General features: G+C 72.2%; 17 protein-coding genes. 12 read left to right on the forward strand and 5 right to left on the reverse strand.

What is annotated here, in order from left to right; all coding sequences use genetic code 11:
* Positions 1 to 2: 2 nt before the first annotated feature.
* Together rnc and mutM are read left to right on the forward strand one after the other, a co-directional pair.
* Positions 3 to 848 (forward strand): ribonuclease III, encoded by an 846-nt coding sequence (gene rnc / locus OG444_RS27275; RefSeq protein ID WP_327264641.1) that lies wholly within the window; start codon positions 3 to 5, stop codon positions 846 to 848.
* Between the two features lie 115 nt (positions 849 to 963).
* Positions 964 to 1848, forward strand: coding sequence for a bifunctional DNA-formamidopyrimidine glycosylase/DNA-(apurinic or apyrimidinic site) lyase (gene mutM, locus OG444_RS27280; RefSeq protein WP_327264642.1), 885 nt, complete (start codon positions 964 to 966; stop codon positions 1846 to 1848).
* Here mutM and OG444_RS27285 read toward each other — a convergent pair.
* Positions 1821 to 2225, reverse strand: coding sequence for a winged helix-turn-helix transcriptional regulator (locus OG444_RS27285; RefSeq protein WP_327264643.1), 405 nt, complete (start codon positions 2223 to 2225; stop codon positions 1821 to 1823). The two genes, mutM and OG444_RS27285, sit on opposite strands and share 28 nt — an antisense overlap.
* 127 nt (positions 2226 to 2352) lie before the next feature.
* On the opposite strand from OG444_RS27285, the gene OG444_RS27290 reads away from it, so the two are divergent.
* The gene (locus OG444_RS27290; RefSeq protein ID WP_327264644.1) at positions 2353 to 2964 is read left to right on the forward strand and encodes a flavodoxin family protein; all 612 of its coding nucleotides are present in this window, start codon (positions 2353 to 2355) and stop codon (positions 2962 to 2964) included.
* Positions 2965 to 3025: 61 nt separating this feature from the next.
* On the opposite strand, the gene OG444_RS27295 is transcribed toward OG444_RS27290, so the two are convergent.
* On the reverse strand, positions 3026 to 3991 hold the full coding sequence (locus OG444_RS27295; RefSeq protein WP_327264645.1) for a CAP domain-containing protein: 966 nt from the start codon (positions 3989 to 3991) through the stop codon (positions 3026 to 3028).
* A gap of 136 nt (positions 3992 to 4127) precedes the next feature.
* On the opposite strand from OG444_RS27295, the gene OG444_RS27300 reads away from it, so the two are divergent.
* The 4 genes from OG444_RS27300 to OG444_RS27315 all read left to right on the forward strand — a co-directional run bounded on the left by OG444_RS27300 (position 4128) and on the right by OG444_RS27315 (position 10579).
* The gene (locus OG444_RS27300) at positions 4128 to 4409 is read left to right on the forward strand and encodes an acylphosphatase (protein WP_150259703.1); all 282 of its coding nucleotides are present in this window, start codon (positions 4128 to 4130) and stop codon (positions 4407 to 4409) included.
* A gap of 348 nt (positions 4410 to 4757) precedes the next feature.
* Complete coding sequence (locus OG444_RS27305) at positions 4758 to 4976, forward strand: hypothetical protein (RefSeq protein WP_030012524.1); 219 nt, start codon at positions 4758 to 4760, stop codon at positions 4974 to 4976.
* 201 nt (positions 4977 to 5177) lie between these two features.
* Positions 5178 to 8960: an AAA family ATPase gene (locus OG444_RS27310; RefSeq protein ID WP_327264646.1), complete on the forward strand. Its 3783-nt coding sequence runs from the start codon at positions 5178 to 5180 to the stop codon at positions 8958 to 8960.
* Positions 8961 to 9145: 185 nt separating this feature from the next.
* Positions 9146 to 10579 carry a sugar porter family MFS transporter gene (locus OG444_RS27315; protein WP_327264647.1) on the forward strand — a complete coding sequence of 478 codons (1434 nt, stop codon included), beginning with the start codon at positions 9146 to 9148 and terminating at the stop codon, positions 10577 to 10579.
* A gap of 41 nt (positions 10580 to 10620) precedes the next feature.
* On the opposite strand, the gene OG444_RS27320 is transcribed toward OG444_RS27315, so the two are convergent.
* Positions 10621 to 11607 carry an LLM class flavin-dependent oxidoreductase gene (locus OG444_RS27320; RefSeq protein WP_327264648.1) on the reverse strand — a complete coding sequence of 329 codons (987 nt, stop codon included), beginning with the start codon at positions 11605 to 11607 and terminating at the stop codon, positions 10621 to 10623.
* Positions 11608 to 11669: 62 nt separating this feature from the next.
* Positions 11670 to 13160 carry a purine-cytosine permease family protein gene (locus OG444_RS27325; protein WP_327264649.1) on the reverse strand — a complete coding sequence of 497 codons (1491 nt, stop codon included), beginning with the start codon at positions 13158 to 13160 and terminating at the stop codon, positions 11670 to 11672.
* Positions 13161 to 13303: 143 nt separating this feature from the next.
* On the opposite strand from OG444_RS27325, the gene ftsY reads away from it, so the two are divergent.
* Positions 13304 to 14521, forward strand: coding sequence for a signal recognition particle-docking protein FtsY (ftsY, locus tag OG444_RS27330; protein WP_327264650.1), 1218 nt, complete (start codon positions 13304 to 13306; stop codon positions 14519 to 14521).
* Positions 14522 to 14623: 102 nt separating this feature from the next.
* On the opposite strand, the gene OG444_RS27335 is transcribed toward ftsY, so the two are convergent.
* Positions 14624 to 15292, reverse strand: coding sequence for a bifunctional DNA primase/polymerase (locus OG444_RS27335; RefSeq protein ID WP_327264651.1), 669 nt, complete (start codon positions 15290 to 15292; stop codon positions 14624 to 14626).
* A gap of 419 nt (positions 15293 to 15711) precedes the next feature.
* Here OG444_RS27335 and nsdA point away from each other — a divergent pair, with 419 nt between their 5' ends.
* The 4 genes from nsdA to OG444_RS27355 all read left to right on the forward strand — a co-directional run bounded on the left by nsdA (position 15712) and on the right by OG444_RS27355 (position 21636).
* On the forward strand, positions 15712 to 17202 hold the full coding sequence (gene nsdA, locus OG444_RS27340) for a transcriptional repressor NsdA (RefSeq protein ID WP_383204502.1): 1491 nt from the start codon (positions 15712 to 15714) through the stop codon (positions 17200 to 17202).
* A gap of 311 nt (positions 17203 to 17513) precedes the next feature.
* Positions 17514 to 18857: an ammonium transporter gene (locus OG444_RS27345; protein WP_327264652.1), complete on the forward strand. Its 1344-nt coding sequence runs from the start codon at positions 17514 to 17516 to the stop codon at positions 18855 to 18857.
* Positions 18854 to 19192 (forward strand): P-II family nitrogen regulator, encoded by a 339-nt coding sequence (locus tag OG444_RS27350; protein WP_030009357.1) that lies wholly within the window; start codon positions 18854 to 18856, stop codon positions 19190 to 19192. Before OG444_RS27345 ends, OG444_RS27350 begins: the two co-directional genes overlap by 4 nt.
* Before the next feature lie 17 nt (positions 19193 to 19209).
* A complete protein-coding gene (locus OG444_RS27355) occupies positions 19210 to 21636 on the forward strand; it encodes a [protein-PII] uridylyltransferase (protein ID WP_327264653.1) in 2427 nt (808 codons plus the stop codon).
* Positions 21637 to 21686 lie beyond the last annotated feature (50 nt).

Below are 21686 nucleotides of genomic sequence, written 5' to 3' on the forward strand. Positions count from 1 at the left end.
CAATGTCTGAGCTGTCCAACGCTGAGAAGCAGGCAGACAGTAACAACGCGGCCTCGTCCCACACGCTTCTGGAAGGGCGGCTCGGGTATCAACTCGAGTCCGCCCTTCTGGTGCGTGCACTGACCCACCGCTCGTACGCGTACGAGAACGGCGGTCTGCCCACCAACGAACGCCTGGAGTTCCTCGGGGACTCCGTGCTGGGACTGGTGGTCACGGACACGCTGTACACGACCCACCCGGATCTCCCCGAAGGCCAGCTGGCCAAGCTTCGGGCCGCGGTGGTCAACTCGCGCGCACTGGCGGAGGTCGGGCGCGGCCTCGAACTCGGCTCCTTCATCCGGCTCGGCCGGGGCGAAGAGGGCACGGGCGGCCGGGACAAGGCCTCCATCCTCGCCGACACCCTTGAAGCGGTGATCGGCGCGGTTTACCTCGATCAGGGCCTCGACGCGGCCTCGGAGCTGGTTCACCGGCTCTTCGACCCGCTCATCGAGAAGTCCTCGAACCTCGGGGCCGGCCTGGACTGGAAGACCAGTCTCCAGGAACTCACGGCGGCCGAAGGCCTTGGCGTGCCCGAGTACCTGGTCTCCGAGACAGGTCCGGACCACGAGAAGACCTTCACTGCTGCCGCTCGCGTCGGTGGTGTCTCGTACGGCACCGGCACCGGCCGCAGCAAGAAGGAAGCGGAACAGCAGGCTGCGGAGTCCGCATGGCGCGGAATCCGTGCCGCCGCGGACGAGCGGACCGCGGCGGCAGCCGTCGCCGCCGCCGCTCCGGCCGAGGTATCGGCTTCGGCCGAGGCCGTGGACGGCGGGGTGCCGACGCCCGCCGACTCGGCGCCGGACGCCTGACCCTTCCTTCGGGATCCACCCGCCCGCCCCTGCCTCGCAGGGGCGGGCGGTTCCGTTTTCCGGCGGCCGGTACGCTCGCCGGGAGCGTCAGATCCACTCCCACCGGAGGTGCCCCGTGCCCGAGTTGCCCGAAGTCGAAGTCGTGCGGCGGGGGCTCGAGCGCTGGGTGGCCGGACGGATCGTCGAGGCCGTCGAGGTCCTGCACCCGCGGGCGGTGCGGCGTCATCCGGGCGGCGGCGCCGACTTCGCGGCGCGGCTGCGCGGGGAGACCGTCGGAGTGCCGCAGCGGCGCGGGAAGTACCTGTGGCTGCCGCTGGAGGGCCGGGACCTGTCCGTGCTCGGGCATCTCGGGATGAGCGGGCAGCTGCTGGTGCAGCCCGAGGGCGCCCCCGACGAGAAGCACCTGCGGATCAGGGTGCGCTTCACTGATTCCGGCAGCGGCTCCGCCACGGGCGCCGCGGGGACGGAGCTGCGCTTCGTGGACCAGCGGACCTTCGGCGGGCTCTCCCTGCACGAGAACACGGCCGACGGGCTGCCCGACGTGATCGCGCACATCGCGCGGGACCCCCTGGACCCGCTGTTCGACGAGGTGGCCTACCACCTCGCACTGCGCGCCAGACGGACCACCGTCAAGCGGGCGCTGCTGGACCAGTCCCTGATCAGCGGGGTCGGCAACATCTACGCGGACGAGGCGCTGTGGCGCGCCCGGCTGCACTACGAGCGCCCCACCGCCAACCTCACGCGCCCCCGGAGCACGGAACTCCTCGGGCATGTCCGCGATGTCATGAACGCCGCGCTCGACGTCGGCGGCACCAGCTTCGACAGCCTCTACGTCAACGTGAACGGCGAGTCGGGCTACTTCGACCGTTCGCTCGACGCCTACGGGCGCGAGGACGAACCCTGCCGGCGCTGCGGCACCCCCATGCGCCGCCGCCCGTGGATGAACAGGTCGAGCTACTTCTGTCCGCGCTGTCAGCGGCCGCCGCGCGTGGCGTCGTAGGACTCCCGGGCGGTCAGCACCGCCGGCATGCTCCCCTCCAGGCAGTGGATGAGTGCGAGCAGCCGGTCCGCGACCTCGGCGCCGAGCGGGGTCAGTTCGTAGTCGACGCGCGGCGGGTTGGTCGGCTGCGCCTCGCGGTTGACTATGCCGTCGCGCTCCAGCGCGTGCAGGGTCTGCGAGAGCATCTTCTCGCTCACGCCCTCCACCCGGCGGCGCAGCTCGTTGAAGCGGCACGGGCCCTCGCGCAGGGCTCCCACAGTGAGGCTGCCCCAGCGGCCGGTGACGTGCTCCAGGGTTTCCCGGGACGGGCATGCGCGCGCGAAGACGTCGAACGGTTGCCCGGTCTCCAGGGCATCGGTGCAGGCGGGGGTCTCCATGCGGACCAGCGTACGCCCCTACAGCGCTAACTCGTGGGTTGCGCTTTCTAAAAGTTAGTGATTCTCTTTCTCTCGTCGCACCACACCCCGTGCTGCGGCGAGAGTTCCCCCGAGGGAGAGATCAGCCTTGTCCGCAATCACGCACACCCCCGTCGTCTCGATCGCCTACCACTCCGGTTACGGCCACACCGCCGTCGTCGCCGAGGCAGTCCGCGCCGGCGCCGTGGACGCCGGGGCGACCGTCCACCTGATCAAGGTCGACGAGATCGACGACGCGCAGTGGGAGCTGCTCGACGCGTCCGACGCGATCGTCTTCGGCTCCCCGACCTACATGGGTACCGCCTCCGGCGCCTTCCACGTCTTCGCCGAGGCCAGCTCGAAGCGCTGGTTCGGTGACGCCTGGCAGGACAAGGTGGCGGCCGGCTTCACGAACTCGGCGTCCAAGAGCGGCGACAAGCTGCACACCCTGCAGTTCTTCCAGATCCTGGCCGCGCAGCACGGCATGAGCTGGGTCAACCTGGGCCTGAAGCCGGGCTGGAACTCCAGCACGGCCTCCGAGAACGACCTGAACCGTCTCGGCTTCTTCGCCGGCGCCGCCGCCCAGTCCAACTCCGACGAAGGTGCGGACGCCGTTCACAAGGCCGACATCGCGACCGCCGAGCACCTGGGCCGGCGCGTCGCCGAGCAGACCCGCATCGTCATCGCGGGCCGCGCGGCCCTGGCCGACGCGGCGGTCTGAGCCGCCGCGGTCCGGGCCGCAGCGGTCCGGGCCCTGTGCCCGGTCCCGACCGGGCTCGCCGTCAGAAGCCGAAGTCCTGCGTCCACCAGGGGCCGCCGGCGGCGAAGTGGGCGCCGACGCCCAGCGTGCGGAACTCGCAGTTGAGGATGTTCGCCTTGTGGCCCGGGCTGTTCATCCAGGCCTTCATCACGGCCTCGGCGTCACCCTGGCCGCGGGCTATGTTCTCGCCGCCGAGGCCCGAGAGGCCGGCCTTGGCGGCTCGGTCCCAGGGCGTGTTGCCGTCGGGGTCGTCGTGGCCGAAGAAGCCGCGGTTCGCCATGTCCAGGCTGAAGGCCCCGGCCAGCGTCGCCAGCGGCGGATTGGCCCGCACCGGGCCGCAGCCGGCCAGTGCGCGCTCCTGGTTCACCAGCTCGACGACGGCGGCCTCCTCCGCGGAGTGGCCGTCCAACGGCGGCCGGGGCGCCGGGGTGGCGGACACCGAAGGCGCCGGGCTCTTGGAGGGCGGCGCCGGGACGACCGGCGCGACCGGGGTGGCCGGCGCGGGCGGAGCGGCAGGGCGCGTGCGCGGGGCCTTGGTGGAAGGGGCCGGCGTGGGGGAGGCGCTCGGCGCGGCGGACGGGGAGGCCGCGGGGGAGCTGCTCGGGCTCGGGGAGGAGCTCGGCGAAGAGCTGGGCGAAGAGCTCGGGGACGCCGAAGGGGAGGCGGACGCGGAGGCGGGAGCGGACGGCTTCGGGGATGTACTGCCCGCGCCGGTGCCCGCGGAGGCGCGGCCGGAGAGGTTCGCGAGACCGCCCTGCTGCTCCATTGCCGCATCGGGATCGGGCGAGGCCTTGGCCGCCGCGGTGGGGTCGTCCGTGGCGCTGACACCCACATAGGGGAAGGAGCCGCCGACCGGAACCATGCCGGTGGTGACGGCCGCCGTGCCGAGGGCCACGGCCACCGAGACGCCCAGCAGGCCGGTGCGCAGAACGGTGCCGCGCTTGCCGCCGCCGGCGTGCGGCGGGGCGGGGAGTCGGTGACGTCCCATCGGAGCGAGCCTTCCTTGCCGGATCAAGATCATCCCTTACCCACCCAAATGGGTGAGTTCATTGGTGCGCGACTGTACGCCATGGGGCCAGGGGGGCGATGTGTCCCGAAAGTGCCCGCCCGGTTAGCGTTCACGCATGAATGAAGATGTCCGCCTGATCGCCTGGGTGCGCGGTCGTGTGCAGGGAGTGGGCTTCCGCTGGTTCACCAGGGAGAACGCTCTGGAGATCGGCGGGGTCGTCGGCTTCGCGCTCAACCTCGACGACGGGCGGGTGCAGGTGGTCGCCGAAGGTCAACGTGAGAATTGCCACCGGCTGCTCGACTGGCTGCGGTCCTCCGACACGCCCGGCCGGGTGGACGGAGTGACAGAGATCTGGGGCACACCGCGCGGTGGCTACGACGGATTCGGGATGCGGTGACCGATCGCCTGATCATGCACTCATCACATCTCCGAGCGGCCGCACACGGTCGGAACTGGGCATTCGTCGTCGACGCGTTGCCGACGGGGGCGATCCGTGGAAGGCTCGGAGATGAGGATGATCTCCACATCCCTTGCGGGGGCCGGGGTGCCCGCCGATACGGGGCGTGATCGTGTTGACCGTCAAACTTTTTGGTGAGACGCTGGAAGCCCCGCGCACCTGAGCTGTTTGGCAGTGTTGGCAGTAGTAAGCGCAGTGACTGTCAGTCGCTGCCGGACATCCGCGGGTGCGATTCCCTCACGACCCACACCGCTTCGGTCGGTCACTCAGTGTGGAGGACCATCCATCATGGCAAAGGCGCTTCTCGGTTACGTCGGCGGTTCCGACCCGCGACTCCTCGCCGAGATGCGACGGCTTCAGCAGCGCGTCCAGGACCTCGAGTCCGAGCTCGTACGGATTCAGTCCGAAAATGACGCGCTGAACGCGGCCGCCGCTCAGCACGACGGAGACTCGCTGCTCGGCAGCATCGACATCGACGTACCCCAGGCGGAGCCTGCGCTCACCTGACCCGCGCTCACTCGTCGCTCGACTCCAGCCCCGCATGATCTGCAAGGGACGCTTCGGCGTCCCTTCTTTCTTTCCCGGGCCCCTCCCCTCCCCGTCACGCGATGGACCACAGGGCCAGGTGGGGGGCCTGATCCCATTGGCGTCAGTTGTGCCCAGCACCTTCATGGGTGAAACCGGACGCGAAAGGTAGAGTCCGGCGGCGTGCACCTCAAGTCCCTGACCCTGCGTGGCTTCAAATCCTTCGCGTCGGCCACGACCCTGCGCTTCGAGCCCGGTATCACCTGTGTCGTGGGCCCGAACGGCTCCGGCAAGTCCAATGTGGTGGACGCGCTGTCCTGGGTCATGGGGGAACAGGGGGCCAAGTCCCTGCGCGGCGGCAAGATGGAGGACGTCATCTTCGCCGGGACCACCGGGCGTCCGCCGCTCGGGCGCGCCGAAGTGTCGCTGACGATCGACAACTCCGACGGCGCGCTGCCCATCGACTACGCCGAAGTCACCATCACCCGGATCATGTTCCGCGGAGGCAGCAGCGAGTACCAGATCAACGGGGACACCTGCCGCCTGCTCGACATCCAGGAACTGCTCTCCGACTCCGGCATCGGCCGCGAGATGCACGTCATCGTCGGACAGGGCCAGCTGGACTCCGTACTGCACGCCGATCCCATGGGCCGGCGCGCCTTCATCGAGGAAGCGGCAGGCGTACTCAAGCACCGCAAGCGCAAGGAGAAGGCGCTGCGGAAGCTGGACGCGATGCAGGCCAACCTCGCGCGCGTCCAGGACCTGGGCGACGAGCTGCGACGCCAGCTCAAGCCCCTGGGACGGCAGGCGGCGGTCGCGCGGCGGGCGGCCGTGATTCAGGCGGACCTGCGCGACGCGCGGCTGCGGCTCCTCGCCGACGACCTGGTCACGCTGCGGCGCACGCTCGACGCGGAGATCGCGGACGAGGCGGCGCTCAAGGAACGCAAGGAGGCCGCCGAGGCCCAGCTCGCGGGTGCGCTGCGGCGCGAGGCGGAGCTGGAGGAGGCGGTACGGGAACTGGCGCCGCGGCTCACGAGGGCGCAGCAGACCTGGTACGAGCTGTCGCAGCTCGCCGAACGCGTCCGGGGGACCGCGTCCCTGGCCGACGCGCGGGTCAGGAGCGCGACGGCGCCGGCGGAGGAGGAGCGGCGCGGCGCGGATTCGAGGGACCCCGAGAGCATGGAGCGGGAGGCGGCGCGGATCCGCGAGCAGGAGGCGGAACTGACGGCCGCCCTGGAGGCGGCCTCGCGGGCGCTGGAGGACACCTCCGAGCACCGGGCCGAGCTGGAGCAGGCACTGGCCGAGGAGGAACGGCGCCTTCGGGACGCCGCGCGGGCCATCGCCGACCGGCGCGAGGGGCTGGCCCGGCTGACCGGCCGGCTCGGCGCGGCCCGCTCCCGCGCGGGGGCGGCGCAGGCCGAGATCGACCGGCTCGTCGCGGCGCGGGACGCGGCGCAGTCCCGGGCCGCCGCCGCGCAGGAGGAGTACGAGGCGCTCGCGGAGGAGGTCGGGGGGCTCGAGGACCCGTCGGCCGACACGGACCACGAGGCCGCGCGGGCGGAGCTGGCGGCGGCGGAGGCGGGCCTGTCGGCCGCGCGGGACGCCCTCTCCGGGGCGGAACGCTCACGGGCGGCCGTCTCGGCGCGGCGGGACGCGCTCGCGCTGGGGCTGCGCCGCAAGGACGGTACGGGCGCGCTGCTCGCAGCGCGGGAGCGGCTGGCAGGGCTGCTGGGACCGGCGGCCGAGCGGCTTTCGGTGACCCCCGGGTACGAGGGCGCGGTGGCCGCGGCGCTGGGCTCGGCCGCGGACGCGCTGGCGGTGGCCTCCCCGGGGGCGGCGGCCGGAGCGATCCGCCATCTGCGCGAGGCGGACGCGGGCCGCGCCACCCTGCTGATCGCCCCGGCGGCGCCCGCCCTCCCGGGCCAGGCCTCGGCCGGCCCCGGGAGCGGGGACGGCGGCGGTGACGGAGCCGAGGCCGGTTCCAAAACCGCGACCGGGACCGCGACCGGGACCGGGACCGGGGGAGCCGTCCCCCGTCCGGCCCCCTCCCGGGACGGAGATCTGCCCGCCTTCGCGGCGCACCTGTCGGCGGGCCCGGGCGGGTCCGCCTCCGCCGCCCAGGCTCCTGCCCCTGCCCCGGCGCCCGGCAACGGGCCCGCGGGTGCGCCCGTACCTGCCGCCGGCCTGGTCGGCGGGGACGCGGAGCTGCTGCGGGCCGTCGGGTGGGTCCTGCGCGACCACGTCGTGGTCGCCTCACTGGACGAGGCCGAGGCACTCGTCGCGGAGCGGCCCGACGCGGTGGCCGTGACCCTCGACGGTGACGTGCTCGGGGCGCACCTCGCGCACGGCGGTTCCGCCGGGGCGCCCAGCCTGATCGAGGTACAGGCCGCCGTCGACGAGGCCGCGGCCGAACTGACGCTGCTGGGCGTGCGCTGCGAGGAGCTCGGCGAGGCGCAGGCCGCCGCCCGGGCCCGCCGCCAGGACGCGGCCGCCCTGGTCGACGAGCTCGCCGACCGGCGGCGCGCCGCGGAACAGGCCCGGGCCGGGGTCGCCCAGCAGCTCGGGCGGCTCGCCGGGCAGGCGAAGGGCGCCGCGGGCGAGGCAGAGCGCAGCGCCGCCGCCGCGGCGAAGGCACAGGACGCGCTGGAGCAGGCACTGGCCGAGGTGGCGGAGTGCGCGGAGCGGCTCGCCACCGCCGAGGAGATGCCCGTGGACGAGGAGCCGGACGGCTCCCGGCGGGACCGGCTCGCGGCCGACGGGGCCAATGCCCGGCAGACCGAGATGGAGGCCCGGCTCCAGCTGAGGACCCATGAGGAGCGGGTGAGGGCGCTGGCCGGACGGGCGGATTCGCTCGACCGCGGGGCCCGGGCGGAACGCGAGGCCCGGGCCCGTGCCGAGCGCCGCCGGGCGCGGCTGCGCCACGAGGCGGAAGTGGCCGGGGCGGTGGCCGACGGCTCCCGGCAGCTCCTCGCGCACGTGGAGGTCTCGCTCCGCCGGGCCGACGAGGAGCGCGAGCGGGCCGAACGGGCGAAGGGCCTCGCGGAGCGGGAGCTCGGCGAGGCGCGCAACCGCGGCCGGGAGCTGAAGGGGGAGCTGGACAAGCTCACCGACTCCGTCCATCGCGGCGAGGTCCTCGGGGCCGAGCAGCGGCTGCGCATCGAGGCACTGGAGGCCAAGGCGCTGGAGGAGTTCGGCACGGCGGCCGCCGCCCTGGTCGCCGAATACGGCCCCGACCAGCCGGTGCCCCCGTCCCCGGCCGCCGAGGGCGAGACGCTGCCGGAGGATCCGGAGCACCCGCGCAACCGTCCCGGTTCCTTCGTCCGGGCCCAGCAGGAGAAGCGGCTCAAGGCGGCCGAGCGCGCCTACCAGCAGCTCGGCAAGGTCAACCCGCTCGCGCTGGAGGAGTTCGCGGCGCTGGAGGAGCGCCACCAGTTCCTCAGCGAGCAGCTGGAGGATCTCCGTAAGACGAGAGCCGATCTCCTTCAAGTGGTGAAGGAGGTCGACCAGCGCGTCGAGCAGGTGTTCACCGAGGCGTACCGGGACACGGCCCGGGAGTTCGAGGGGGGGTTCTCGCGCCTGTTCCCGGGCGGCGAGGGCCGGCTGATCCTGACCGATCCGGACAACATGCTCGCCACCGGCGTGGACGTGGAGGCCCGCCCGCCGGGCAAGAAGGTCAAGCGGCTGTCGCTGCTCTCCGGCGGCGAACGCTCGCTGACCGCCGTGGCGCTGCTGGTGTCCATCTTCAAGGCGCGCCCCAGCCCGTTCTACGTGATGGACGAGGTCGAGGCCGCGCTCGACGACACCAACCTGCAGCGGCTGATCCGGATCATGGAGGAGCTGCAGGAGAGCTCACAGCTGATCGTCATCACGCACCAGAAGCGGACGATGGAGGTCGCGGACGCGCTCTACGGCGTCTCGATGCAGGGGGACGGGGTGTCCAAGGTCATCAGTCAGCGGCTCCGCTGACTCGATTCACTTCAATAAGTGAATCCAATGTCCCGTATCTCCGGGGAACACGTGAACTTTACGCCAGGTATTGACTTCAGAAACTGAACGCATAGGCTCGCTCCGCTGTCTCCCGCCTTCGAGTGGTGCCCGATCTTGAACTGTGCGCCACTGTGAGGACGGACCAAACCCCCACGGAGCACACCTTGACCAGCAGCACATCGCGGGCCTCGGCACCGGGCGGCGGATCCTCCCCCCACCCCGAGCACCTCGGCCACGTCATCTTCATCGCCGCGGCCGCGGCCATGGGCGGCTTCCTCTTCGGGTACGACAGCTCCGTCATCAACGGAGCCGTCGTCGCGATCCGCGAACGGTTCGACGTCGGCTCGGCGGCGCTCGCCCAGGTGATCGCCGCGGCGCTGATCGGCTGCGCCATCGGCGCCGCCACCGCGGGCCGCCTCGCCGACCGGATCGGCCGCATCCGCTGCATGCAGATCGCGTCCGTCCTGTTCACCGCGAGCGCCATCGGTTCGGCCCTGCCGTTCGCCCTCTGGGACCTCGCCATGTGGCGTGTGATCGGCGGCTTCGGCATCGGCATGGCCTCCGTCATCGGCCCCGCCTACATCGCCGAGGTCTCCCCGCCCGCCTACCGCGGCCGGCTCGCCTCCTTCCAGCAGGCAGCCATCGTCATCGGCATCGCCGTCTCGCAGTTGGTCAACTGGGCCATCCTCAACCTCGCGGGCGGCGACCAGCGCGGTGAGATCGGCGGACTCGAGGCCTGGCAGTGGATGCTCGGTGTGATGGTCGTGCCGGCCGTGATCTACGGCCTGCTGTCCTTCGTCATCCCCGAGTCCCCGCGCTTCCTCGTCTCGGTCGGCCGCACGGAGAAGGCCAAGAAGGTCCTGAGCGAGGTCGAGGGCTCCGGCATCGACGTCGACGCCCGCATCCGCGAGATCGACCACTCCATGCGCTCCGAGGTGAAGTCCACCTTCAAGGACCTGCTCGGCGGCCGCTTCGGCTTCCTGCCCATCGTATGGATCGGCATCGGCCTCTCGGTCTTCCAGCAGCTGGTCGGCATCAACGTGATCTTCTACTACAGCTCCTCGCTGTGGCAGTCGGTCGGCATCGACGCGAGCTCCTCGTTCCTGTACTCCTTCGAGACCTCGGTCGTGAACATCATCGGTACGGTCATCGCGATGATCTTCGTGGACCGGCTCGGCCGCAAGCCCCTCGCCCTCATCGGCTCCGTGGGCATGGCGCTGTCGCTGGGCACGGCGGCCTGGGCCTTCTCGTTCAAGACCGGAACCGGCGACGACATCTCGCTGCCGCACGCGCAGGGCATCACCGCCCTGGTCGCGGCCAACCTCTTCGTCCTCTTCTTCGCCCTCTCCTGGGGCGTGGTGGTCTGGGTGCTGCTGGGTGAGATGTTCCCCGGCCGCATCCGCGCCGCCGCCCTCGGTGTGGCCGCCGCCGCCCAGTGGATCGCCAACTGGGTCATCACCGTCACGTTCCCGTCGCTCTCCGACTGGAACCTCTCGGGCGCCTACATGATCTACACGTTCTTCGCCCTGCTCTCGATCCCGTTCATCCTCAAGTGGGTGCCGGAGACCAAGGGCAAGGCGCTGGAGGAGATGGGGTAACCACCCCCGCCAATACCCCTTCTCCTCGATACTGCCCCGGCTCAGTCCTTGAGCCGGGGCAGTACCTGTTCGCAGAGCAGGTGCAGGCTGCGCCAGCCCTCGTCCAGCGGCATCCCGCCGCACAGCGGGTGCAGGACCAGGTTCCCCGCCTCGCCCGCGGCCCGGCCGTACGCGACCGCCTCGTCCGGGGTGAGGATCCTGTACACGCCCTCCGCGCGCAGCTCCGCCACCGAGCGCGCGGCCGACCGTACGGCGCTGCGGATGTCCTTGGACTGCCAGGACGCGTACATGCCCGCCTCGTGCAGGAAGCGCTCACCGTGCTCCGCCCAGACCCGGTCCGGGTCCTCGGCGATGTGCAGCAGCGGGGTCTCGGCCGCCGGCATCATGCAGAAGCCCTCCGTGCCGTACTCCGCCAGCCGCGCGGTGTAGTACGCCTCCAGCTCCGGCAGGTGCGCGCTGGGGAAGAACGGCAGCCCCAGCCGGGCCGCGCGCCGGGCCGCCGCCTCGGAGCTGCCGCCCACCAGCAGCAGCGGATGCGGCCGGGTGAACGGCGTCGGGGTGACCCGTACCGTGCGGCCGCGGAACTCGAAGGGCTCGCCGGTCCACGCCTTGAGCAGGGTCTCCAGCAGCTCGTCCTGGAGCCGGCCGCGCCGGCCCCACTCCACGCCGTGCTGCTCGTACTCCTCGGGCCGGTAGCCGATGCCCGCGACCGTGACGAGGCGGCCGCCGCTCAGCAGGTCGAGGACGGCGATGTCCTCGGCCACCTTCAGCGGGTCGTACAGCGGGCCGATGATCGCCGAGACGGTGACGGCGATCCGGCGGGTGGCGCCGAAGACCGCCCCCGCGAAGGCGAAGGGGGACGGCAGCCAGTTGTTGTCGGTGCCGTGGTGCTCCTCGGTCTGGATGGTGTCGATCCCGCGGTCGTCCGCGTACCGGGCCATCTCCAGCGCCGCCCTGTAGCGGGCGGAGAGGGACTCGGGGGTGCCGTTCGGGTCGACGAGATTGAACCGGGCCACGGTGATGGGCATGGAGAAGTCCCCCTTCGCCGGATGTGGTGGGCGGGCGAAGGGGGACGTTAGCTGACGTGGCGTCAGTTGGACAGGGATCCGGCGGGCTCGGACTCGGGCTCGGGCCGGTGCCCGGCCGCCGGCTGCGGCGCCGCGGACGGGGCCGGGCCGGTGGCCGCCGTGCGCGGCAGGACGGCGTACAGCACGCCCGAGGTCACGATGCCCGCCACCCAGCCCAGACCGTTGCGGCCGATCCACGTGCCGGCGAGCGGCCCGCCGAACCAGTCCACCTCGGTGAACAGCAGCCCCATCAGCAGGGCCAGCGCCCACGCGGTCATGGCCTGCCAGGCGAAGCCGCCCTTGTACCAGTAGGCGCTGGTCCGTGTGGTGTCCATCAGCGCGGGCCCGTCGTAGGCCGTGCGGCGCAGCATGTCCACGCCGAAGACTCCGATCCACGCGGAGAAGGCCACCGCCAGTAGCGTCAGGAAGGAGATGAACGAGCCGAAGAAGCTCGTCGCGACCACCATCAGCAGGAAACCGAAGACCAGGCTGATGATCGCGTTGACGCCGACCGCCCAGGCGCGCGGGACCTTGATCCCCAGGGTCTGTGCGGTGAAGCCGGCCGAGTACATGGACATCGAGTTGATCAGCAGCATGCCGATGAGCGCGATCAGCAGGTACGGGACGGCGATCCAGGTGGGGAGCAGCTCGCCGATGAAGGACACCGGGTCCTGCGCTCCGGCCAGGTCCGGGGTGCCGACCGCCATCACCGCACCCATCAGGACCATCGGGAGCACGACCACGCCGGCTCCGCCGATCGTCGCGCCGACCATGGCCCCGGAGGAGGCGGTGCGCGGCAGGTAACGGGTGAAGTCGGGGCCCGAGGGCACCCAGCTGATGCCGCCGGCCGCGATCGTGCCGATGCCCGCGATCATCATCGCGCTGGAGCCGGCCGGCTTGCCGAAGACGGCGGACCAGTCGGTGGTGAAGAGGAGGTACCCGAGGACGAGCACGCTGAAGGCGCCGAAGAGGTACGTCGACCACTTCGAGCAGACCCGCAGCGCGCTGATGCCCAGACCCGAGACCACGAAGGTGCAGCCCACGAAGAACAGCAGGGTGACGACGATGAGCGGGGTGCCGCTGCGGACCCCGAACAGCAGGTCGAGCACGGTCAGTACGGCGTAGGCGCCGCTGACCGCGTTGATCGTCTCCCAGCCCCACCGGGCCACCCAGATCAGGGCGCCCGGGAAGAGGTTGCCGCGCTGCCCGAACACCGCCCGCGACAGGGCCATGCCGGGAGCGCCGCCGCGCTTGCCCGCGATCGATATGAGGCCGACGAGCCCGTACGAGACGACCGGCGCCGCGACCGCGACGACGAGCACCTGCCAGATGTTCAGCTTGTTGAAGATCACCAGTCCCGCGCCCATGGTCAGCAGGAGCACGCTGATGTTGGCGGCGACCCAGGTGGGGACGAGCTCGCGGACCCGGCCGCCGCGCTCGCCGTCCGGGACGGGTTCCAGGCCGCGGGTCTCGATCGCGGTGTCGGCTGCGCCGTCGGCGTGCTCGGCAGGCATGCGGTTGCTCCGTGGGGAGGTTATGGGGGGAAGTTGCCCATCATCATGGATTTGCCGCTAAAACCATAAACGGCGGCTTACCTCCTGGCCGGAACGCCCGGCTTCCCGGCTCCGGGGTGGCCGTGGCCGATACTGGTGGGGTTATGGACATCCTCATCCTTGCTGTAGTCATCGCCCTGGTCGCGGTCGGCGTGATCAGCGGGCTCGTGGTCAGCAGCCGCAAGAAGAAGCAGCTGCCGCCCCCGGCACCGCCGAGCACGCCGACCATCACTGCCCCGCCTGCCGAGCCGCAGGTGGGGGAGGACGCCGTAGAGACGGCGGAAGAGCCGCGCCGCACGATCGAGGAGGTCGGACTCCCGGAGGCCGCGGCTCCCGCCCCGGCGCCGGTAGCCGAACCCGAGCCCGAGGTCCCGGCCGCGCCCGCGATCGAGGTGCCCGAGCCCACCGCCGGTCGCCTGGTGCGGCTGCGCGCCCGTCTCGCCCGGTCGCAGAACTCCCTCGGCAAGGGGCTGCTCACGCTGCTCTCCCGCGAGCACCTCGACGAGGACACCTGGGAGGAGATCGAGGAGACCCTTCTCGTCGCCGACGTCGGTGTCGTACCGACCCAGGAGCTCGTGGACCGGCTCCGCGAGCGGGTCAAGGTGCTCGGCACCCGCACCCCGGCGGATCTGCGCGCCCTGCTCAAGGAGGAGCTGCTGACCCTGGTCGGCACCGACTTCGACCGCGTCGTGAAGACGGAGAGCGGCGAGGACACCCCCGGTGTGATCATGGTCGTCGGCGTCAACGGCACCGGCAAGACCACCACCACCGGCAAGCTGGCCCGCGTGCTCGTCGCCGACGGCCGCAGCGTCGTGCTCGGCGCGGCGGACACCTTCCGCGCCGCCGCCGCCGACCAGCTCCAGACCTGGGGCGAGCGCGTCGGCGCCCGTACCGTGCGCGGCCCCGAGGGCGGCGACCCGGCATCGATCGCCTACGACGCGGTCAAGGAGGGCATCGCCGAGGGCGCCGACGTGGTGCTCATCGACACCGCCGGCCGCCTGCACACCAAGACCGGCCTCATGGACGAGCTCGGCAAGGTCAAGCGCGTCGTGGAGAAGCACGGTCCGCTGGACGAGATCCTGCTGGTCCTGGACGCCACCACCGGTCAGAACGGCCTGACCCAGGCCCGGGTCTTCGCCGAGGTCGTGGACATCACCGGCATCGTGCTGACCAAGCTCGACGGCACGGCCAAGGGCGGCATCGTCGTCGCCGTCCAGCGCGAGCTGGGCGTCCCCGTCAAGCTCATCGGGCTCGGCGAGGGTCCGGACGACCTGGCGCCCTTCGAGCCCGAGGCGTTCGTCGACGCCCTGATCGGCGACTGAGCGAGGTCCTACGGGCACCTGCGCCCCCGGGTTCCGGCCGGAACCCGGGGGCGCCGTCATGTGCGGTGGGCCCGGGCCCGGGGCTCTGGGCCCGGGCCGCGACTACCGGCGGAAGCGGTGGCAGAGGTAGGCGAGGGTCCCCAGCAGCAGCCTGGCCTGCGGCGGCCCCCCGGCGGAGTCGAGCGCGGGCGGACGCAGCCAGCCGACCTGGCCCAGCCCGGCCCGGTCGGAGGGCGGGGCGGTCACGAAGGCACCCCGGCCCAAAGCCCGCAGATCGAGGTCGGCGTCGTCCCAGCCCATCCGGTACAGCAGCTGCGGCAGTTCGGCCGCGGCGCCCGGGGCCACGAAGAACTGCGCGCGGCCGTCGGCGGTGACGATGACCGGGCCGAGCGGCAGGCCCATCCGCTCCAGCCGTACCAGCGCACGCCGCCCGGCCTCCTCGGAGACCTCGATGACGTCGAAGACGCGGCCCACGGGGAGCAGGACGGCGGCGCCCGGGTACCCGCTCCAGGCCTCGGTCACCTCGTCCAGGGTGGCGCCGGCCGGGACCGTGGGAGCGAAGGCCAGAGGATGCGCCCCGGGCGCGGCGCACCGGGCGTCCCCGCAGGAGCAGTCGCGGGCGGGCGCCGAGGCCCGCGCGCCGGGGACCACGTCCCAGCCCCACAGCCCGGTGTACTCCGCCACCGCCGTGCACTCCGAGGTCCGGCCGCGGCGCCGGGTGCCGGAGCGGAACTCCTTGGTGCCGCGGCTGCTGCCGATCGTGAAGCCCATGCCCATGCCCCCTCCAACGGGTCGGACGTGCCGGTGGTTACGAAGCCGGTGGGGACGACCTCGGCGGGACCTCTGCCGGCAGTCCCGCCGCGGGTGCCTCCGATGCTGCCCGGCGCACTCCTCGCCGCGCGCGCCCCGAGCGCACTCCAGTCCAACCGATCCGCTTTCACCTCGGTGTCAAGTGAATCGCGCCTGGCGGGTGGCGGGTTCATTCGAAGGGGTGGCGAATGGTGGCGTTTCTGGAATCGACCTCGCCGCAGGGGTGATCGTAGGATTACTTTCGGTGCACGAAACCGAAGGCGACCCGTCCGTGGGTATGCCGGAGGCAATACGTGAAGGACCTGTGAAGGTCCGTGGTGGCGCACGGCGCCCACGCCAGGGTTTCGTGTGGAAGATGCTGAGCGGATGGGGGCGTTCCAGTGAGCGGCAACGGCGCAAGCGGAACGATCGAGGATGCTGCTGCGCGCAATGACCAGCTGACCTCGTGGTTCGTCCGCAGCGGCTGGTCCAAGGGCGAACTCGCCCGGCAGGTCAACCGCCGGGCCCGTCAGATGGGCGCCCACCACATCAGCACGGACACCTCCCGGGTGCGCCGCTGGCTCGACGGTGAACAGCCCCGCGAGCCCGTGCCGCGCATCCTGTCCGAGCTGTTCTCCGAGCGCTTCGGCTCCGTCGTCGCCATCGAACAGCTCGGCCTGCGCACCGCCCACCAGACCCCCTCCGTCTCCGGGGTCGACCTGCCCTGGGCCGGCCCGCAGACCGTCGAACTGCTCGGCGAGTTCTCCCGCAGCGACCTGATGCTCGCGCGCCGCGGCTTCCTCGGGACCTCGCTCGCGCTCTCCGCCGGCCCCGCCCTCATCGAGCCCATGCAGCGCTGGCTCGTACCGGTACCGGCCGCCGACCCGGGACCGCGCGGGGCGGGGCCGACGGGGGCCCTCGGCGGCCACCGGCCGCCGCGGCTCTCCGAACCGGAGCTGGACCTCCTCGACGCCACCACCGTCATGTTCCGCCAGTGGGACGCCCAGTGCGGTGGCGGACTGCGCCGCAAGGCCGTCGTGGGCCAGCTGCACGAGGTCACCGACCTGCTCCAGGAGAACCACCCGGCCCCGGTCATGAAGCGACTCTTCAAGGTCGCCGCCGAACTGGCCGAACTGGCCGGGTGGATGAGCTACGACATCGGCCTGCACCCCACCGCGCAGAAGTACTTCGTCCTTGCCCTGCACGCCGCGAAGGAGGCCGGGGACAAGCCGCTCGGCTCGTACATCCTCTCCGGGATGAGCCGCCAGATGATCCACCTGGGCCGCCCCGAGGACGCCCTGGAACTCGTCCACCTCGCGCAGTACGGCAGCCGCGACTGCGCCGGCCCGCGCACCCAGGCCATGCTGTATGCGATGGAGGCCCGCGCGTACGCCAACATGGGCCAGCCCAGCCGCTGCAAGCGGGCCGTGCGGATGGCCGAGGACACCTTCTCCGACGTCGGCTTCGCGGGCGAGCCCGAGCCCGACTGGATCCGCTTCTTCTCCGAGGCCGAGCTGAACGGCGAGAACTCCCATTCGTACCGGGACCTGGCCTACGTGGCCGGCCGCAGCCCCATGTACGCCTCCCTCGCCGAACCCGTCATGGAACGGGCCGTCGAGCTCTTCGAGAAGGACGAGGAGCACCAGCGCTCCTACGCCCTCAACCTCATCGGCATGGCCACCGTCCACCTGCTGCAGCGCGAGCCCGAGCAGGCCGCGGCCCTCGTGGACCGCGCCCTCGACGTGGCGGGAAAGGTGCGGTCCGAACGGGTGAACACCCGACTGCGCAAGACCGTGGACACGGCCGCCCGTGAGTACGGCGACGTCGCCGAGGTGGTCCGGCTCACCGACCACCTCGCCTCCCGGCTGCCCGAAGCCGCGGAGGCCGTCTGACGGCCCACGCGGCCGCCCCCGAGGCCCCGGCCGCGGCAGTCACCCCGTGAAGCCCGATCAGGCTCCCCCAGCCAGGACATCCGGGTACTGCCGCGGCCGGCTCTTGTGATCCACCTGTTCATTGACGCGTAACACGCCCGCCCTCTTCGTCACGGGCGCGAAACACCGAGCGGCGCCGCCGGAAACCGGCCTGCGCGAATCTCGGGGTCATTAACCGGCCAGCCTCCCCAGCCCGGCCGGACACCCCTTTTACGCCGCTCAGGTTTTCACGATCGCCCGCACGCGAACGTACCGACGACGAGGAGACGCCGATGGCATCAGCCATCACGACCCTCGCGGCAGACGCCCCGACGCTGTCTGCCGCGAACACCGGGTTCATGCTCATCTGCTCCGCCCTGGTCATGCTGATGACCCCGGGACTCGCCTTCTTCTACGGAGGCATGGTCCGCGTCAAGAGCAGCCTCAACATGCTGATGATGAGCTTCATCAGCCTCGGGATCGTCACGATCCTGTGGGTCCTCTACGGCTTCAGCCTCGCCTTCGGCACCGACTCCGGCTCCCTCATCGGCTGGAACTCCGACTACGTCGGCCTCAGCGGCATCGGGATCACCGAGCTGTGGGACGGCTACACCATCCCGGTCTACGTCTTCGCCGTCTTCCAGCTGATGTTCGCCGTCATCACCCCCGCCCTGATCAGCGGTGCGCTGGCCGACCGCGTGAAGTTCGGCGCCTGGGTCCTGTTCACCGCCCTGTGGGTCACCGTCGTCTACTTCCCCGTCGCCCACTGGGTCTGGGGCGCCGGCGGCTGGCTCTTCGAGCTCGGCGTCATCGACTTCGCGGGCGGCACCGCCGTCCACATCAACGCCGGCGCCGCCGCCCTCGGCGTGATCCTGGTCATCGGCAAGCGCGTCGGCTTCAAGAAGGACCCGATGCGCCCGCACAGCCTCCCCCTGGTGATGCTCGGCGCCGGTCTCCTGTGGTTCGGCTGGTTCGGCTTCAACGCGGGCTCCTGGCTCGGCAACGACGACGGCGTCGGCGCGGTCATGTTCGTCAACACCCAGGTCGCCACCGCCGCCGCCATGCTCGCCTGGCTCGCCTACGAGAAGCTGCGCCACGGCTCCTTCACCACCCTCGGCGCGGCCTCCGGCGCGGTCGCCGGCCTCGTCGCCATCACCCCCGCGGGCGGTGCGGTCAGCCCGCTCGGCGCGATCGCCGTCGGCGCCATCGCCGGTCTGCTGTGCGCCATGGCCGTGGGCCTCAAGTACAAGTTCGGCTACGACGACTCCCTCGACGTGATCGGCGTCCACCTCGTCGGCGGTGTCGTCGGCTCCCTGCTCGTCGGCCTCTTCGCCACCGGCGGGGTCCAGTCCGACGTGGCCGGCCTCTTCTACGGCGGCGGCCTGGAACAGCTCGGCAAGCAGGCCATCGGCGTCTTCGCGGTCCTGGCCTACTCTCTGGTGGCGTCGGCGCTGCTCGCCTTCCTCCTCGACAAGACGATCGGGATGCGGGTGTCCGAGGACGACGAGGTCGCCGGTATCGACCAGGTCGAACACGCCGAAACGGCCTACGACTTCAGCGGAGCCGGCGGCGGAGCCGCCTCGCGGAGCACCGCCGCACCCACCCCCTCCGCCGCGAGCAAGAAGGTTGACGCATGAAGCTGATCACCGCGATCGTCAAGCCGCACAAGCTGGACGAGATCAAGGAAGCCCTCCAGGCCTTCGGAGTGCAGGGACTCACCGTCACCGAGGCCAGCGGCTACGGCCGCCAGCGCGGCCACACCGAGGTCTACCGCGGTGCCGAGTACCAGGTCGACCTCGTACCCAAGATCCGCATCGAGGTACTGGTCGACGACTCCGACGCCGAGGAACTGATCCGGGTGATCGTGAGCGCCGCGGCCACCGGCAAGATCGGTGACGGCAAGGTGTGGAGCGTCCCCGTGGACTCGGTCGTACGGGTCCGCACCGGCGAGCGCGGCGCTGACGCGCTCTAGCTGACGGGAGCTTCTGGGTGACGAGCGTCGAAGAGAACACGGACCACACGGCCGACTCGGGACCCAGCGGATACGCCGCGGCCCGGCTGCGACTCCTCCAGGAGGAGTCGCAGTCCGGGCCTTCGCGCCGTTCCGCCCTGGCCGGGCTGACCGACGAATGGCTGAACGGCCTGTTCACGACCGCAGTACGGGAGACCGGCGTCCGCGGCGCCACCCTGGTGGCCGTCGGCGGCTACGGGCGGGCCGAACTCTCCCCGCGCAGCGACCTCGACCTGGTGCTGCTGCACGACGGCAGGGCGGAGCCGCAGGCGCTGAGCGCGCTGGCCGACCGCCTCTGGTACCCCGTGTGGGACCTCGGCCTCGCCCTCGACCACTCGGTACGGACCCCCGCCGAGGCGCGGAAGACCGCCGCCGAGGACCTGAAGGTGCACCTCGGCCTGCTGGACGCCCGTACCGTCGCCGGCGACGCCGGACTCCTCGCCGGCCTGCGCACCTCCGTACTGGCCGACTGGCGCAACCAGGCCGCCAAGCGGCTCCCGCAACTGCACTCCCTGTGCCGGGAACGGGCCGAGCGGGCCGGGGAACTGCGCTTCCTGCTCGAACCCGACCTCAAGGAGGCCCGCGGGGGCCTGCGCGACGCCACCGCGCTGCGGGCGGTCGCCGCGTCCTGGCTGGCCGACGCCCCGCGCGAGGGCCTCGCCGAGGCCCGGCGGCGGCTCCTGGACGCCCGGGACGCCCTGCACCTGGTGACCGGCCGGGCCACCGACCGGCTCTCGCTCCAGGAACAGGACCAGGTCGCTGACCGGCTCGGACTGCTCGACGCGGACGCGCTGCTGCGCGAGGTGTACGAGGCCGCGCGGGTCGTCGCGTACGCCGCGGACGTGACCTGGCGGGAGGTCGGGCGCGTCCTGCGGGCCCGCGCCGCCCGGCCCAGGCTCCGCGGGCTGCTGTCCGTCCGCGGCGACCGGGCGGCCGCGCGGGCACCCCTGGCCGAGGGCGTGGTGGAGTCCGACGGCGAGGCCGTACTGGCCCTGGCCGCGCGCCCGGACCGCGACCCCGTACTCGCCCTGCGGTTCGCCGCGGCCGCCGCGCAGGCGGGTCTGCCCGTCTCCCTGCACGCCGTGCGCCGGCTCGCGGCGCAGGGCAAACCGCTCCCCGTGCCCTGGCCGGCCGAGGCGCGGGAGCAGCTGCTGACCCTGCTGGGCGCGGGGGAGCCGACGGTGGTCGTGTGGGAGGCCCTGGAGGCGGAGGGCCTGATCACGCGGCTGCTCCCGGACTGGGAGCGGGTGCGCTGCCGCCCGCAGCGCAATCCCGTCCACACCTGGACGGTGGACCGGCACCTGATCGAGACGGCCGTGCGGGCCTCGGCACTGACCCGCCGGGTCGGCCGCCCCGACCTGCTGCTGATGGCCGCGCTCCTGCACGACATCGGCAAGGGCTGGCCCGGGGACCACTCGGTGGCCGGCGAGACCATCGCACGCGACGTCGCCGCCCGGATCGGTTTCGACGCCCAGGACGTCGACGTGCTGGGCGTGCTCGTACGGCACCACCTGTTGCTGATCGACACCGCGACCCGGCGCGACCTGGACGACCCGGCCACCGTCCGCGCGGTCGCCGACGCCGTGGGCTCGGTGGGCACGCTGGAGATACTGCACGCCCTGACCGAGGCGGACGCCCTGGCCACCGGGCCGGCCGCGTGGAGCGCGTGGCGGGGATCGCTCGTGGCGGACCTCGTCGTGCGGGTCGCCGCCGTACTGCGCGGCACGGCCCCAGCGGCCGGCGAACCGGAGATCCCGACCACCGAACAGGAACGCCTGGCGGTGGAGGCCCTGCGCACCGGGGAGCCGGTCCTCGCGCTCCAGGCCCGCCAGGAGGAGGACGCGGTCGGTGTGGAGCTCGTCGTCGCCGTCCCCGACCAGCCGGGGGTCCTCCCGGCGGCGGCCGGGGTGCTCGCCCTGCACCGGCTCACCGTACGGGCGGCCGACCTGCGTTCCATGGAGCTCCCGGACCGGCTGGGGGAGGTCCTGGTGCTGCGCTGGCGGGTGGCGGCGGAGTACGGCGCGCTGCCGCAGGCCGCCCGGCTCCGTACCGACCTGGTCCGCGCCCTGGACGGCTCGCTGGACGTCCCGGCGAAGCTGGCGGACCGCGAGGCGGCCTACCCGCGCCGCCGCGGGGTGGTCCCGCCGCCGCCCCGGGTCACGGTGGTCCCGGACGTGTCCTTGCTGGCCACCGTCCTGGAGGTGCGGGCCCCGGACGCGGTGGGACTGCTGCACCGGATCGGCCGGGCCCTGGAGTCGGCGGGCGTCAGGGTGCGCAGCGCCCACGTCTCCACACTGGGCGCGAACGCCGTCGACACCCTGTACGTCACCACCCCCGAGGGCAAGCCGCTGGACCCCGCCGAGGCGGCGGACCTGGCCGCCTCGGTGACGGCCGCGCTGTCCTAGGTCGCGGCGCCGTTTCCGGGGGCCGGGCCCCCGGAAACGGCGAAAGGGCC

Source organism: Streptomyces sp. NBC_01232, from assembly GCF_035989885.1.
In the GTDB taxonomy this organism is placed as follows: domain Bacteria; phylum Actinomycetota; class Actinomycetes; order Streptomycetales; family Streptomycetaceae; genus Streptomyces.

Excerpts from the sequence above, each read along its gene's own strand:
- OG444_RS27325 (WP_327264649.1), bottom strand. The coding sequence starts at position 13,160 with ATGCCTGCCGAGCACGCCGACGGCGCAGCCGACACCGCGATCGAGACC.
- OG444_RS27300 (WP_150259703.1), top strand. The coding sequence starts at position 4,128 with ATGAATGAAGATGTCCGCCTGATCGCCTGGGTGCGCGGTCGTGTGCAG.
- OG444_RS27285 (WP_327264643.1), bottom strand. The coding sequence starts at position 2,225 with ATGGAGACCCCCGCCTGCACCGATGCCCTGGAGACCGGGCAACCGTTC.
- OG444_RS27320 (WP_327264648.1), bottom strand. The coding sequence starts at position 11,607 with ATGCCCATCACCGTGGCCCGGTTCAATCTCGTCGACCCGAACGGCACC.
- OG444_RS27350 (WP_030009357.1), top strand. The coding sequence starts at position 18,854 with ATGAAGCTGATCACCGCGATCGTCAAGCCGCACAAGCTGGACGAGATC.
- rnc (WP_327264641.1), top strand. The coding sequence starts at position 3 with ATGTCTGAGCTGTCCAACGCTGAGAAGCAGGCAGACAGTAACAACGCG.
- OG444_RS27305 (WP_030012524.1), top strand. The coding sequence starts at position 4,758 with ATGGCAAAGGCGCTTCTCGGTTACGTCGGCGGTTCCGACCCGCGACTC.
- OG444_RS27335 (WP_327264651.1), bottom strand. The coding sequence starts at position 15,292 with ATGGGCTTCACGATCGGCAGCAGCCGCGGCACCAAGGAGTTCCGCTCC.
- OG444_RS27295 (WP_327264645.1), bottom strand. The coding sequence starts at position 3,991 with ATGGGACGTCACCGACTCCCCGCCCCGCCGCACGCCGGCGGCGGCAAG.
- ftsY (WP_327264650.1), top strand. The coding sequence starts at position 13,304 with ATGGACATCCTCATCCTTGCTGTAGTCATCGCCCTGGTCGCGGTCGGC.
- OG444_RS27345 (WP_327264652.1), top strand. The coding sequence starts at position 17,514 with ATGGCATCAGCCATCACGACCCTCGCGGCAGACGCCCCGACGCTGTCT.